Source organism: Streptomyces sp. NBC_01803, assembly GCF_035917415.1.
GTDB lineage: Bacteria > Actinomycetota > Actinomycetes > Streptomycetales > Streptomycetaceae > Streptomyces.
Window position 1 is genome coordinate 1403051 of the sequence record NZ_CP109073.1, and the last position, 12674, is coordinate 1415724.

The window sequence follows — 12674 nt, forward strand, 5'->3', positions numbered from 1 at the left end:
GAAGAAATAAGGAAGAAGAGCGGGCGAAGCGAGAGGTCAGGCGACGACGAGACCGGCGTCCACCCGTTCGGAACGGCTCCGGGCCACCGTGCCCGGGGCCGTTCGCGGCGTAGGGGTGACAATGCCGGGGTGAACGACACCACCGCCGCCCCCACCGCCGGCAGGGTCAGCGTGACCACCTGGTCGCTGGAGCAGACCTCGCCCCCCGCCCCCGCGCCGGGGGCCGGAGCCGAGCCCGGGACCGAGCCCGGGACCGGGACCGGGACCGGGGAGATCCGGACGGTCCGGGCCGAGGTGCCGTGCCCGGAGTTCAGCCGTTTCCTGTATACGGCCGTCGGCGGGGACATCCACTGGACGGACCGGCTCGGCTGGGACTACGGACAGTGGCGGGCCTTCCTGGAGCGGCCGGGCGTGGAGACATGGGTGGCGTACGACCGGTGGACGCCCGCGGGCTTCATCGAGTTGGACCCGCAGGACGGCGGCGCCGTAGAGATCAGTTACTTCGGTTTGCTCCCCGCGTTCCGCGGCCGGGGTGTCGGCGGCCCGCTGCTGTCGTTCGGCACCGCTCGGGCCTGGGACCTGGCGGAACGCTGGCCCGGCCGGGAGCCGACCCGGCGGGTGTGGGTGCACACGTGCAGCAAGGACGGACCGTTCGCGTTGGAGAACTACCGGCGGCGCGGTTTTCGGGTGTTCGCGACCACCGTGCGGGACGAGCCGGTGACGGCCACTCCCGGGCCGTGGCCGGGGGCCCGCGGCCCAGTGTGACGGGGATCTCACACGTCTCACACACCGAGACAGCTTTGTCCACATCGTGAACAACGGTGGACTCGCGCGTCACCGCGTGCCACGCTCTCGTCATGCAGCGAGCTGGAATCGCCCTGGTGAGTCGGCGCGACGTCGACTTCGGTCGAACGTCCAGCGCCATCTGTCCGGCGCGCTGAGAGCCGCAGGCCGCCGATCCCTCACGTCCCCTGTTTCATGTGCGCGGCGCACGCCCGCACATGATCCCGCTTGACTCCGTCCCCGAAGCCCGCAGTGCCGCGGCCGGCCCCGGGCCGGAGCCGCCCCTGCTGCCCGCAGAAAGATCTGTGACGATGTCCGACTCCGCCAAGAAGCCCGCTCCGACCCGCCGCAAGGCCGGCCGCCACCGCGGCGAAGGCCAGTGGTCGGCCGGACACTTCACCCCGCTCAACGGCAACGAGCAGGTCAAGAAGGACGACGACGGCCTCAACGTCCGCACCCGGATCGAGACGATCTACGCGCACCGGGGCTTCGACGCCATCGACGGCGGCGACCTGCGCGGCCGGATGCGCTGGTGGGGGCTCTACACCCAGCGCAAGCCGGGGATCGACGGCGGCAAGACGGCGATCCTGGAGCCCGAGGAGCTGGACGACGAGTTCTTCATGCTCCGGGTCCGCGTCGACGGCGGTCAGCTCACCACGGAGCAGCTTCGTGTGATCGGCGAGATCTCCCAGGAGTTCGCGCGCGGCACCGCCGACATCACCGACCGGCAGAACGTGCAGTACCACTGGATCCGCATCGAGGACATGCCGGAGATCTGGCGGCGCCTGGAGGGTGTGGGCCTGTCCACCACCGAGGCGTGCGGCGACACCCCGCGCGTCATCCTCGGCTCGCCGGTCGCGGGCATCGCCGAGGACGAGATCATCGACGGCACCCCGGCCATCGAGGCGATCTACCGCCGCGTGGTGGGGAACAAGGCGTATTCCAACCTCCCCCGCAAATTCAAGACGGCCGTCTCGGGATCGCCGCTGCTGGACGTGGCGCACGAGATCAACGACGTCGCGTTCGTCGGCGTGGACCACCCCCAGTACGGCCCCGGCTTCGACGTCTGGGTCGGCGGCGGCCTGTCCACCAACCCGAAGATCGGCGTCCGGCTCGGCGCCTGGGTCCCGCTGGACGAGGTGGCCGACGTCCATGAGGGCATCGTCTCGCTCTTCCGCGACTACGGGTACCGGCGGCTGCGCACCCGCGCCAGGATCAAGTTCCTGGTCGCGGACTGGGGCGCGGAGAAGTTCCGCCAGGTGCTGGAGGACGAGTATCTGCTGCGCAAGATGGCCGACGGCCCGGCGCCCGAGCAGCCCGTCCACCACTGGCGCGACCACGTGGGCGCGCACCGGCAGAAGGACGGCCGCTTCTACGTCGGCTTCGCCCCGCGCGTCGGCCGCGTGGACGGCACCACCCTGACCAAGATCGCGGACCTGGCCGAGGCCCACGGCTCGGGCCGGGTGCGCACCACCGTCCAACAGAAGATGATCATCCTGGACGTGCCGGAGGAGCAGGTCACCCGCCTCACCGAGGGGCTGGCGGCGCTGGACCTCACGGTGACGCCCTCGGCGTTCCGGCGCGGCACGATGGCCTGCACCGGTATCGAGTTCTGCAAGCTCGCCATCGTCGAGACGAAGGGCCGTGGCGCCTGGCTCATCGAGGAGATGGAGCGCCGCCTCCCCGGCTTCGACGAGCCGGTCACCATCAACATCAACGGCTGCCCCAACTCCTGTGCCCGTATCCAGGTCGCGGACATCGGTCTCAAGGGCCAGCTCGTCACCGACGAGAACGGCGACCAGGTGGAGGGCTTCCAGGTCCACCTCGGCGGCTCCCTCGGCCTGGAGCCCGCCTTCGGCCGCAAGGTCCGCGGCCTGAAGGTCACCGCGGCGGGCCTCGCCGACTACGTCGAACGAGTGCTCCGCGCCTTTCAGGAACAACGAGCGGACGGCGAGCGCTTCGCTCAGTGGGCCGCGCGTGCCGACGAAGGGTCTCTGTCATGAGTGATGTCATGAGTGAACGGGCCGCCCCGTTCTACTGCCCGTACTGCGGGGACGAGGACCTCCGTCCGAACGAGGAGGGCCACGGCGCCTGGGAGTGCGCGGCCTGCAACCGCGCCTTCCGGCTGTCGTTCCTCGGCCTCCTCGCCAAGGGGCTCGCGCGCCCCGTCGCCGCCGACGGCGACGACGACGCCCGCTGAACACGCTTGAAAGAAAAGGGGCATCATGACCACCGCCACCACCAGGGAGTCCCATAGAGCCCAGGAGCTGCGCGCTCTCGCCGAGCGGGCGGGCCGCGAGCTGGAGGACGCCCCGGCCCTCGACATCCTGAGCTGGGCCGCGGAGACGTTCGGCTCCCGGCTGTGCGTCACCTCCTCCATGGAGGACGCCGTCGTGGCCCACCTCGCGTCCCGCGCGCTGCCGGGCGTGGACGTGCTCTTCCTGGACACCGGCTATCACTTCGTGGAGACCATCGGCACCCGCGACGCCGTCGCGGCCGTGATGGATGTGAACGTCATCACCCTCACCCCGAAGCTCACCGTGGCCGAGCAGGACGCCCGGTACGGCCCCCGCCTGCACGACCGCGACCCGGACCGGTGCTGCGCCATGCGCAAGGTCCAGGTGCTGGAGGCCGGACTGGCCCCGTACGACGCCTGGGCGACGGGACTTCGGCGTGACGAGTCCTACACACGTGCGAATACTCCGGTCGTCGGGTGGGACGCCGGGCGGGAAAAGGTGAAGATTTCCCCCATTGCACGCTGGACACAGGCCGATGTGGAAACCTACGTGGCGGAGCACGGGGTGCTCACCAACCCGCTCCTCCAGGACGGTTACGCCTCCATAGGGTGCGCCCCCTGCACGCGGCGCATAGCCGAGGGCGAGGACGCACGGGCCGGACGCTGGGCCGGCCTCGGCAAGACCGAGTGCGGACTGCACGTCTGAGAACCACGATGGACGACGCGCGCGTACACGCACACCACACGACACCACACCACGAGGGAGCGAGCGGGAGATGAGCGAGAACAGGCAGGGTGCCACCATCTGGCTCACCGGTCTGCCCAGCGCGGGCAAGACCACCATCGCCCGCGCGCTGGCCGACCGGCTGACGGCCGAGGGCCACCGGGTCGAGGTGCTGGACGGGGACGAGATCAGGGAGTTCCTCTCCGCCGGCCTCGGCTTCTCCCGCGAGGACCGCCACGTCAACGTCCAGCGCATCGGTTTCGTCGCCGGGCTCCTCGCCTCCCACGGCGTGAAGGTGCTGGTCCCGGTCATCGCTCCCTACGCGGACAGCCGCGAGGCGGTCCGCAAGCGCCACCAGGCGGCGGGCACCGGATATGTCGAGGTGCACGTGGCCACGCCCGTCGAGGTGTGCTCGGTCCGCGATGTGAAGGGCCTGTACGCCCGTCAGGCCGCTGGCGAGCTCTCCGGGCTGACCGGGGTCGACGATCCGTACGAGGTGCCGGTCGACCCGGATCTGCGGATCGCCGCCCATGAGCAGACCGTCGAGGAGTCAGCGGTCGCGCTGTACGCCCTGCTGGGCGACCGGGGACTCCTGTGAGCACCGTGCGAGAAGCCGAGAAGACACCGGCGAGCGACATGACACCGGCGAGCGGCGCCCATCCCGGCCGCCGGGCTCCTGATGATCCGCCTCCCCGGCCTTCGCCGGGCGGGCGGAGAAGCGAGCGAAAGGAAAGCCTCATGACCGTCACCGTGCGCAGGTCGGGCGGAAACGCCGACAGCGCTTACGCCCTGTCGCATCTGGACGTGCTGGAATCCGAGGCCGTGCACATCTTCCGTGAGGTGGCCGGCGAGTTCGAGCGCCCCGTGATCCTCTTCTCGGGCGGCAAGGACTCCATCGTCATGCTCCACCTGGCGCTGAAGGCGTTCGCCCCCGCGCCGCTGCCGTTCTCGCTGCTGCACGTCGACACCGGGCACAACTTCCCCGAGGTGATCGCCTACCGGGACCGCGTCGTCGCCCAGCAGGGGCTGCGCCTGCACGTCGCGTCCGTTCAGGAGTTCATCGACCGCGGCCAGCTCCGCGAGCGCCCGGACGGCACCCGCAACCCGCTCCAGACCGTGCCGCTGCTCGACGCCATCGACAAGAACCGCTTCGACGCCGTCTTCGGCGGCGGCCGGCGCGACGAGGAGAAGGCCCGCGCCAAGGAGCGGGTGTTCTCGCTGCGCGACGAGTTCGGCGGCTGGGACCCGCGCCGCCAGCGCCCCGAGCTGTGGCAGCTCTACAACGGGCGGCACGCGCCCGGCGAGCACGTCCGGGTCTTCCCGCTGTCCAACTGGACCGAGCTGGACGTCTGGCAGTACATCGCCCGGGAGAAGATCGAGATCCCGGAGATCTACTACGCCCACGAGCGCGAGGTCTTCCGCCGCGACGGCATGTGGCTGGCCCCCGGTGAGTGGGGCGGCCCCAAGGACGGCGAGACCGTCAAGGCGCGCCTGATCCGTTACCGGACCGTCGGGGACATGTCCTGCACCGGCGCCGTGGACTCCGACGCCGAGACGATCGAGCAGATCATCGCCGAGATCACCGCCTCCCGGCTGACCGAGCGCGGCGCGACCCGGGCCGACGACAAGCTGTCCGAGGCCGCCATGGAAGACCGCAAGCGCGAGGGGTACTTCTGATGACGACCTCCCTCGACACGACCGGGACCGGCTCACCTGCCGACGCCGTCAACCCCGCGCTGCTGCGCTTCGCCACCGCCGGCTCCGTCGACGACGGCAAGTCCACGCTCGTCGGACGACTGCTGCACGACTCCAAGTCGGTGCTGACCGACCAGCTGGAGGCCGTCGAGCTGGCCTCGCGCAACCGCGGCCAGGAGGCCGTGGACCTGGCGCTGCTCACCGACGGCCTGCGCGCCGAGCGCGAGCAGGGCATCACCATCGATGTCGCCTACCGGTACTTCGCGACGCCCCGCCGCCGGTTCATTCTGGCCGACACTCCCGGGCACGTGCAGTACACGCGGAACATGGTGACCGGCGCCTCCACCGCCGAGCTGGCCATCATCCTGGTCGACGCGCGCAACGGCGTGGTCGAGCAGACCCGCCGCCACGCCGCCGTGGCCGCGCTGCTGCGCGTGCCGCACGTGGTGCTCGCGGTCAACAAGATGGACCTGGTCGACTACGCCGAGGACGCCTTCGCCCGGATCGCCGGGGAGTTCACCGCGTACGCGGCCTCCCTCGGCATCCCGGACATCACCGCGATCCCGATCTCGGCGCTGGCCGGCGACAACGTGGTGACCGCCTCGGCCGCCATGGACTGGTACGGCGGCCCGACCGTGCTGGAGCACCTGGAGACCGTCCCCGTCACGCACGACCCGACCGCGGACCCCGCCCGGTTCCCGGTCCAGTACGTGATCCGTCCGCAGACCGCCGAGCACCCCGACTTCCGCGGCTACGCCGGGCAGATCGCCTCCGGCGTGCTGCGCGTGGGGCAGCGCGTGGTCGTCCAGCCCTCGGGCCGGACCAGCGTGATCGAGCGGATCGACGCTCTGGGCCAGTCCGTCGACGCGGCCTGGGCTCCGCAGTCGGTCACCCTCACCCTCACCGATGACCTGGACATCTCGCGCGGCGACCTGATCGCGCCCGCCGACAGCACGGCGACCCCGTCCCAGGACATCACCGCCACCGTCTGCCACCTGCACGACCGGCCGCTGGCCCCGGGTGCCCGGGTCCTGTTGAAGCACGCCACCCGCACGGTCAAGGCCATCGTCAAGGAGATCCCGTCCCGGCTCACGCTGGACGACCTCTCCCAGCACGCCGAGCCGGGCGAGCTGCTGCCCAACGAGATCGGCCGCGTGGTGATCCGCACCTCGGAGCCGCTGGCGATGGACGCCTACGCGGACTCCCGCGCCACCGGATCGTTCCTGCTGATCGACCCGGCCGACGGCGCGACCCTCACGGCAGGCATGGCCGGCGACGCCTTCGGAGGCGCCGCCGCACCGGCACCCGACGACGAAACGGATGGGTGGGACTTCTGATCATGACGGAAGACGTCTTCTCGACGTTCGCCAAGGAAGGCGGACGGATAGGCAGCGGTGCCCTCGGCAGTGGCGAGGGCGGCATGGGGCCCTGTGCGCGCTGACCCGACAGCGCGCACGTAGCACATCCCCCTGCCCGCACCGACACCGCCGTTTTTTCGAGAGGAACGCATCCATCATGAACACCGCTCGTTCGCGTGCCATAAGACCCACCCGCCGCCTGATCACGGCCGCGGCAGCCCTCCCCCTGCTGATCGGCACACTGGCCGCCTGCGGCTACGGCTCCGACTCCGACGACGGCGCCGAGGCGCCGTCGGGCGACGCGACCCAGAGCGGTGAGAGCCTCTCCACCGACGAGGTATCGATCGGCTACTTCGCCAACCTCACGCACGCGACCGCGGTCGTCGGCCTCCAGGAGAACGGCGGCCTGATCCGGCAGGAGCTGGGCGGCACGGACGTGACCACCCAGATCTTCAACGCCGGCCCCGCCGCGATCGAGGCACTCAACGCGGGCTCGGTCGACGTCACGTTCATCGGCCCGAACCCGGCGATCAACGGCTTCGCCCAGTCCGGCGGCGAGAGCCTGCGCATCGTCTCGGGCGCGGCCTCCGGCGGCGCGTCCCTGGTGGTCGACCCGGACGAGATCCAGAGCATCGAGGACCTCGAGGGCAAGAACATCGCGACGCCGCAGCTCGGCAACACCCAGGACGTGGCCCTGCTGAGCTTCCTGGCCGAGAACGGCTACGAGGTGGACGCGGAGGCCGGCACCGGCGACGTCTCCGTGCTGCGCATCCCGAACGCGGACATCCCCGCCGCGTTCGACGGCGGCGACATCGACGGCGCCTGGGTCCCCGAGCCCACCGCGTCGAAGCTGATCGCCGGCGGCGCCGAGACGCTGCTGGACGAGGGCGAGCTGTGGGACGACGGACGGTACGTGACGACCCACGTCATCGCCTCGCAGGAGTTCCTGGCCGAGCACGAGGACGTCGTCGAGGCGATCGTGCGCGGCGTGGTCCGCACCAACCTCTGGATCAACGAGAACCCGGAGGACGCCAAGACCGCGTTCAACGCGGAGCTGGCCGGGCTCCCCGGCGGCAGTGAGCTCCCGGCGGAGATCCTGGACCCGGCGTTCGACCACGTCGAGTTCACCAACGACCCGCTGGCCACCACCCTGGCCACCGGCGCGGAGAACGCGATCAGCGCCGGGCTGCTGGAGGACACGGATCTGACGGGCATCTACGACCTGTCGATCCTCAACCGGGTGCTGGCCGAAGAGGGCCTGCCGGAGATCACCGACGACGCCGGCCTCGGCGTCGAGTAGCACGCCGGACGACCCCCACCCCCAGGAGGTGACACCGATGGCCATCGCCCTCGACAAGCTGGAACGCGAAGGCACCACCGACACCGCCGCGTACGCGGTCCGATTCGACCACGTGTCGAAATCCTTCGGCCGTCCCGGCAAGCAGCAGCTCGTGCTGGACGACATCAGCCTCGACGTCGCGCCTGGGGAGTTCGTCACCCTGATCGGCGCGTCGGGCTGCGGCAAGTCCACCTTGCTCAACCTGACGGCCGGACTCGACGCGGCGTCCGCCGGGACCATCTCGGTTCCCGGCGGGCGCCCCGCCCTGATGTTCCAGGAGCACGCGCTCTTCCCATGGCTGACCGCGGGCAAGAACATCGAGCTGGCCCTGCGCCTGCGCGGGGTCCCCAAGAACGAACGCCGCCCCGAGGCCGAGCGGCTGCTCGCTCTCGTCCGGCTCCAGGGCGCCTACGACAAGCGCGTCCACGAGCTGTCCGGCGGCATGCGGCAGCGCGTGGCGCTCGCCCGGGCGCTCGCCCAGGCCAGCCGGCTGCTGCTGATGGACGAGCCGTTCGCAGCGCTCGACGCCATCACCCGTGACGTGCTGCACGAGGAGCTGACGCGGATCTGGACCGAGACCGGCGTCTCCGTCCTGTTCGTCACGCACAACGTGCGCGAGGCCGTGCGGCTCGCGCAGCGCGTCATCCTGCTGTCCTCCCGGCCCGGCCGGATCGCGCACGAGTGGCGCGTCGGCATCGACCAGCCGCGCCGCATCGAGGACGCCGCCGTCTCCGCGCTCTCCGTGGAGATCACCGAACGCCTCCGGGAGGAGATCCGCCGCCATGGCCAGCAGTGAGACGACCACGGGGACCTCCGCCTCGTCCGGTAGCGACGGTACCGGCGGTAGCGGCGGTAGCGGCGGTAGCGGCGGTAGCGGCGGTAGCGCCGACAAGCAGCCCGATATCGCGGGCCTGGAGGCCGGGCTCGACGCGCTCGAATCCGGCGGCGGCGACGAACGGCCGCACCTCGGCCGCGTCCTGCTGACCAAGGTCCTGCCGCCGCTCGCGGCGGTGGCACTGGTCCTGCTGGTCTGGCAGATCGTGTACTGGGCCGATGTCCAGAAGGACTACCTGCTGCCCAGCCCGGGCGATGTCTGGGCCGAGTACGAGGAGATGTGGCGCGGGGGCACCCTGTTCGAGTTCATCTGGACCAGCATCTCGCGCGGCATCCTCGGCTTCCTGATCGCGGTCGCCATCGGCACCCCGCTCGGGCTGCTGGTGGCCCGGGCGAAGCTGGTGCGGGCGGCGATCGGGCCCATCCTGACCGGTCTCCAGTCGCTGCCGTCGATCGCGTGGGTCCCGGCGGCCATCATCTGGTTCGGCCTGAACAACAGCGCGATCTACGCCGTGGTGCTGCTCGGCGCGGTGCCGTCCATCGCCAACGGCATCGTGGCGGGCGTCGACCAGATCCCGCCGCTGTATCTGCGGGCCGGGCGGATGCTCGGCGCCCGGGGGCTGGCCAGTGTGCGGCACGTGCTGCTGCCGGCCGCGCTGCCGGGGTATCTGGCGGGACTGAAGCAGGGCTGGGCGTTCTCCTGGCGGTCGCTGATGGCCGCCGAGCTGATCGTCCAGTCGCCGAGTCTGGGCACCGGACTCGGGCAGCTGATGGAGACCTACCGGACGCTGCAGAACATGGCCGGTGTGCTCGGCACGATCATCCTGATCCTGATCGTCGGCGTCGCCATCGACCTGCTGTTCTTCTCCCCCCTGGAGCGGCGCGTGTTGCGCAGCCGCGGCCTGCTGTCCCGCGTTTCGTGACCAGAGACTCATGACCCAGGCACCACCGGGTTCACCGCCCGTCCTGCTCGTCGTCGCCCACGGCAGCCGCGATCCGCGGCACGCGGCGACCGTGTCCGCGCTCACCGCGCGGGTGCGGTCGCTCGCGCCGGGCCTGCGGGTGGCGACGGGCTTTCTCGACTTCACCCTGCCCCGCGTCGAGCGGGTCCTCGCGGGGCTGCACGCGCGCGGCGAACGGGACGTGGTGGCCGTGCCGCTGCTGCTGAGCCGCGCGTTCCACGCCAGGACGGACATCCCGGCCGTGCTGGCGGAGAGCGCGGCGCGGCTGCCGGGCCTGATCGTCCGCCAGGCCGGTGTGCTCGGGCCGTCGCCGGTGCTGACCGCCGCGCTCGAACGGCGGCTGGCCGGCGCTGGAGTCCGCGGGGCCGACCGGCCGGAGACCGGCGTCGTGCTGGCCTCGGCGGGCTCCAGCGATCCGCGGGCGCTCGCCTCGATCACCGACCTCGCGCGGGCGTGGCGGCGGGCGGCGGGCTGGTGTGCCGTACGGCCCGCGTTCGCCTCGGCGGCCTCGCCCAGCACGGCGGACGCCGTCCGCGCGCTGCGCGCGGACGGCGTCCGGCAAGTGGTGGTGGCTTCCTATGTGATCGCGCCCGGTCGGCTGCCGGACCGCATCCTGGCCGACGCCCTCCGGGCGCGGGCCGATGTCGTCGCGCCGGTCCTGGGTGCCGCCCCCGAGCTGGCCGGGCTCCTCCTCCGCCGCTACGCGGAGGCGGCCCGGGGACGGCACCGTCCGGCCCTGCTGACCGGCTGACTCCCGGGGCGGGAGATCAGCCGGCCTGGGGCACGTACTTGTACCCGACCCGCCGCACGGTCACGATCCGCTCGCGGTAGGGCGCCCCGAGCTTGCGGCGCAGCCGCGCGATGTGGACATCCACCGTGCGCTGGTCGCCCACCGGACCGTACCCCCAGATGGTGGCGACCAACTGCTCCCGGCTGTAGACCCGGTGCGGATGCCGCACCAGGTGCGCCAGCAGCTCGAACTCCAGGTAGGTCAGGCTGAGCGGCGTGCCGTCCACGATGGCGGACCGCTTGTCGGTGTCCACGATGATGCCGGGCTCCGCCACCGGTGACACGGGCGGCACGGCCGGCACGGACGGCACGGGCACCGGCGCGGAGCGCGCCGCCGCCAGCAGTTCGGAGAGCCGGTCCGGCTGGGTGCCGGCCGGTGCCAGCACCAGGTAGCCGACGAGCGGCACCGGGCTGTCCGTACCCCCCGCCGTCTCCGTGGTGTCCGGGACGAGCGTGACGGTCACGTCGGAGAGATCGCTCAGGTCGGGCAGAGCGGTGAGGTGCCGCATGATCGGCTCCCTTCCTAGGGTTGGGTCAGGCCGCCACGGCGGGGGTGTAATGCTCGGCTTCGTCGCCCTCGATGACCCGGCTGTGTTCGCCGTCGACGCCGATGGGCGCGTCTCCCGCGATGGTCACCCGGTGCAGCCGACGCGGCAGGTCGCCGTAGTCGTCGGGGGCGTAGTGCTGGGTGACGCGGTTGTCGAAGAGGACCAGGTCGCCGGGCGCCCAGCTCCACCGCACCACGTTCTCCGGACGGGTCACGTACGCCTGGAGGATGCGCAGGAGGTCGCGGGACTCGTCGGCGCCGAGGCCGATCAGCCGCTGTGCGAACCCCCCGATGAACAGGCCGCGTTCGCCCGTCTCCGGGTGCACACGCACCACGGGGTGGGCAGTGCGGTACTTCCTGGAGACGAACTGCCTGCGGTGCTCGGCCGCCCGGGCGTTCTTCGGCTCCGCGTAGTCGTAGTCGTTGGTGTGCACCGCCCACAGCCGGTCGGCCAGCGCGCGCAGTGGCGCGGGCAGATCCTGGTAGGCGGCGCCCGCGTTGGCGATCAGGGTGTTGCCGCCGTACGGCGGGACGACGAGGCTGCGCAGCGTGGTCGCCTTCGGCGGGGTGCGGACGAAGGTGACGTCGGTGTGCCAGTGGTTGGAGCGGACGCCCTCCCCGCCGTCGACGGGCAGGATGTTGGGCCTGCCGTCGGCCGACGGGACGGTGGGGTGGGCGGCGGTCAACTGACCGAAGAGCGAGGCGAATCGGAGCTGGGCGTCGTCGTCGAGAGTCTGTCCCCGGAAGAAGAGCGCCTTGTGTTCGAGCAGCGCCGCGTTGATCTCGAAGACGACGGCGGAATCAAGATCACGGGCGATGTCGACGCCGATGATCTCCGCGCCGATACGGCCGCCTATCCTGCGGATGTCGAAGCCGGTGATGGTCATGCGAGGGTGCCTTTCGCAAAAAAAGCTGATGTTCTGTGCGTTGGCCGTTCTGCAACGGAGGCAGCCGAATTCACCCACGCGGCACGGGCCTCGGGGCACGGCACACCATGCCTCGCGGCAAAACCCGCGGGGCCGGGAATCGGTGCGATGCTCCGGGCGAAGCTCCGGAAAAGAGCCGCTGGAAGGATAGGGAGAACGTCGGCTGGGCGCGGTACTAGCGACCGGTGGCACAGATGGCGCTGGCCTGCCGTCGGAGATCGACGTGCAGCCGCGCTACAAGAAAGGCAGCCTGACTCACGATACGTGAGCATGCCAGCGAAACCCCCAGCTCGTCAAGGCATTTCGGGACAGCGGGCGGAGTGAATTTGACCTCGGCCGGGCGGCGCTGTCACTGTTGCGCCATGCCGACCAGCAAGCGCTTCTTTTCCCGATGGCACGTGGACCTCGTCCGCGTCGCCAGCGCGCTGTGTCGCCACGGTCGTCCCTGACGGCCGTGCCCGGTGTTCGACGCGGGCGCGGT

14 protein-coding genes and 1 pseudogene are annotated in these 12674 nt (G+C 71.2%); 12 read left to right on the top strand and 3 right to left on the bottom strand.

Translation table 11 applies throughout. The annotated features are described in order from the left end of the window. The first annotated feature begins 129 nt into the window (after positions 1 to 129). The 11 genes and pseudogenes from OIE51_RS05815 to OIE51_RS05865 all read left to right on the top strand — a co-directional run bounded on the left by OIE51_RS05815 (position 130) and on the right by OIE51_RS05865 (position 10682). The gene (locus tag OIE51_RS05815; protein WP_326596037.1) at positions 130 to 765 is read left to right on the top strand and encodes a GNAT family N-acetyltransferase; all 636 of its coding nucleotides are present in this window, start codon (positions 130 to 132) and stop codon (positions 763 to 765) included. Between the two features lie 329 nt (positions 766 to 1094). Next, complete coding sequence (locus OIE51_RS05820) at positions 1095 to 2786, top strand: nitrite/sulfite reductase (RefSeq protein ID WP_326596038.1); 1692 nt, start codon at positions 1095 to 1097, stop codon at positions 2784 to 2786. An 8-nt stretch (positions 2787 to 2794) separates the two neighbouring features. Beyond that, complete coding sequence (locus OIE51_RS05825) at positions 2795 to 2983, top strand: hypothetical protein (protein WP_326600511.1); 189 nt, start codon at positions 2795 to 2797, stop codon at positions 2981 to 2983. 25 nt (positions 2984 to 3008) lie between these two features. After that, positions 3009 to 3725: a phosphoadenylyl-sulfate reductase gene (locus OIE51_RS05830; protein WP_326596039.1), complete on the top strand. Its 717-nt coding sequence runs from the start codon at positions 3009 to 3011 to the stop codon at positions 3723 to 3725. A 61-nt stretch (positions 3726 to 3786) separates the two neighbouring features. Further along, a pseudogene (cysC, locus tag OIE51_RS05835) lies at positions 3787 to 4341 on the top strand (adenylyl-sulfate kinase); the annotation flags it as partial. Between the two features lie 140 nt (positions 4342 to 4481). Continuing rightward, on the top strand, positions 4482 to 5420 hold the full coding sequence (cysD, locus tag OIE51_RS05840) for a sulfate adenylyltransferase subunit CysD (protein ID WP_326596040.1): 939 nt from the start codon (positions 4482 to 4484) through the stop codon (positions 5418 to 5420). Beyond that, positions 5420 to 6775, top strand: coding sequence for a sulfate adenylyltransferase subunit 1 (locus OIE51_RS05845; protein ID WP_326596041.1), 1356 nt, complete (start codon positions 5420 to 5422; stop codon positions 6773 to 6775). Before cysD ends, OIE51_RS05845 begins: the two co-directional genes overlap by 1 nt. Positions 6776 to 6953: 178 nt before the next feature. Further along, positions 6954 to 8096: an ABC transporter substrate-binding protein gene (locus OIE51_RS05850; protein ID WP_326596042.1), complete on the top strand. Its 1143-nt coding sequence runs from the start codon at positions 6954 to 6956 to the stop codon at positions 8094 to 8096. A gap of 37 nt (positions 8097 to 8133) precedes the next feature. Beyond that, positions 8134 to 8931 carry an ABC transporter ATP-binding protein gene (locus OIE51_RS05855; RefSeq protein WP_326596043.1) on the top strand — a complete coding sequence of 266 codons (798 nt, stop codon included), beginning with the start codon at positions 8134 to 8136 and terminating at the stop codon, positions 8929 to 8931. Beyond that, positions 8918 to 9892, top strand: a complete 975-nt coding sequence (locus OIE51_RS05860; protein WP_326596044.1) for an ABC transporter permease — start codon at positions 8918 to 8920, stop codon at positions 9890 to 9892. The genes OIE51_RS05855 and OIE51_RS05860 overlap by 14 nt, the downstream gene beginning before the upstream one ends. Positions 9893 to 9902: 10 nt before the next feature. Beyond that, entirely contained in the window at positions 9903 to 10682 is a 780-nt protein-coding gene (locus OIE51_RS05865; protein WP_326596045.1) for a sirohydrochlorin chelatase, read from the top strand. 16 nt (positions 10683 to 10698) lie between these two features. On the opposite strand, the gene OIE51_RS05870 is transcribed toward OIE51_RS05865, so the two are convergent. The 3 genes from OIE51_RS05870 to OIE51_RS26885 form a co-directional block, all read right to left on the bottom strand. Continuing rightward, positions 10699 to 11229 carry a winged helix-turn-helix domain-containing protein gene (locus tag OIE51_RS05870; RefSeq protein WP_326596046.1) on the bottom strand — a complete coding sequence of 177 codons (531 nt, stop codon included), beginning with the start codon at positions 11227 to 11229 and terminating at the stop codon, positions 10699 to 10701. 25 nt (positions 11230 to 11254) lie between these two features. Beyond that, a complete protein-coding gene (locus tag OIE51_RS05875; RefSeq protein ID WP_326596048.1) occupies positions 11255 to 12154 on the bottom strand; it encodes a TauD/TfdA dioxygenase family protein in 900 nt (299 codons plus the stop codon). Between the two features lie 214 nt (positions 12155 to 12368). Beyond that, positions 12369 to 12452 carry a putative leader peptide gene (locus OIE51_RS26885; protein ID WP_442812038.1) on the bottom strand — a complete coding sequence of 28 codons (84 nt, stop codon included), beginning with the start codon at positions 12450 to 12452 and terminating at the stop codon, positions 12369 to 12371. 103 nt (positions 12453 to 12555) lie between these two features. Between OIE51_RS26885 and OIE51_RS26890 the strand changes: the two genes are divergently transcribed. Further along, positions 12556 to 12642, top strand: a complete 87-nt coding sequence (locus tag OIE51_RS26890; RefSeq protein WP_442812039.1) for a putative leader peptide — start codon at positions 12556 to 12558, stop codon at positions 12640 to 12642. Positions 12643 to 12674 lie beyond the last annotated feature (32 nt).

Excerpts from the sequence above, each read along its gene's own strand:
- OIE51_RS05820 (WP_326596038.1), top strand. The coding sequence starts at position 1,095 with ATGTCCGACTCCGCCAAGAAGCCCGCTCCGACCCGCCGCAAGGCCGGC.
- OIE51_RS05825 (WP_326600511.1), top strand. The coding sequence starts at position 2,795 with ATGAGTGAACGGGCCGCCCCGTTCTACTGCCCGTACTGCGGGGACGAG.
- cysD (WP_326596040.1), top strand. The coding sequence starts at position 4,482 with ATGACCGTCACCGTGCGCAGGTCGGGCGGAAACGCCGACAGCGCTTAC.
- OIE51_RS05875 (WP_326596048.1), bottom strand. The coding sequence starts at position 12,154 with ATGACCATCACCGGCTTCGACATCCGCAGGATAGGCGGCCGTATCGGC.
- OIE51_RS26890 (WP_442812039.1), top strand. The coding sequence starts at position 12,556 with ATGCCGACCAGCAAGCGCTTCTTTTCCCGATGGCACGTGGACCTCGTC.
- OIE51_RS05845 (WP_326596041.1), top strand. The coding sequence starts at position 5,420 with ATGACGACCTCCCTCGACACGACCGGGACCGGCTCACCTGCCGACGCC.
- OIE51_RS05870 (WP_326596046.1), bottom strand. The coding sequence starts at position 11,229 with ATGCGGCACCTCACCGCTCTGCCCGACCTGAGCGATCTCTCCGACGTG.
- OIE51_RS05865 (WP_326596045.1), top strand. The coding sequence starts at position 9,903 with ATGACCCAGGCACCACCGGGTTCACCGCCCGTCCTGCTCGTCGTCGCC.
- OIE51_RS05855 (WP_326596043.1), top strand. The coding sequence starts at position 8,134 with ATGGCCATCGCCCTCGACAAGCTGGAACGCGAAGGCACCACCGACACC.
- OIE51_RS05850 (WP_326596042.1), top strand. The coding sequence starts at position 6,954 with ATGAACACCGCTCGTTCGCGTGCCATAAGACCCACCCGCCGCCTGATC.
- OIE51_RS05860 (WP_326596044.1), top strand. The coding sequence starts at position 8,918 with ATGGCCAGCAGTGAGACGACCACGGGGACCTCCGCCTCGTCCGGTAGC.
- OIE51_RS05830 (WP_326596039.1), top strand. The coding sequence starts at position 3,009 with ATGACCACCGCCACCACCAGGGAGTCCCATAGAGCCCAGGAGCTGCGC.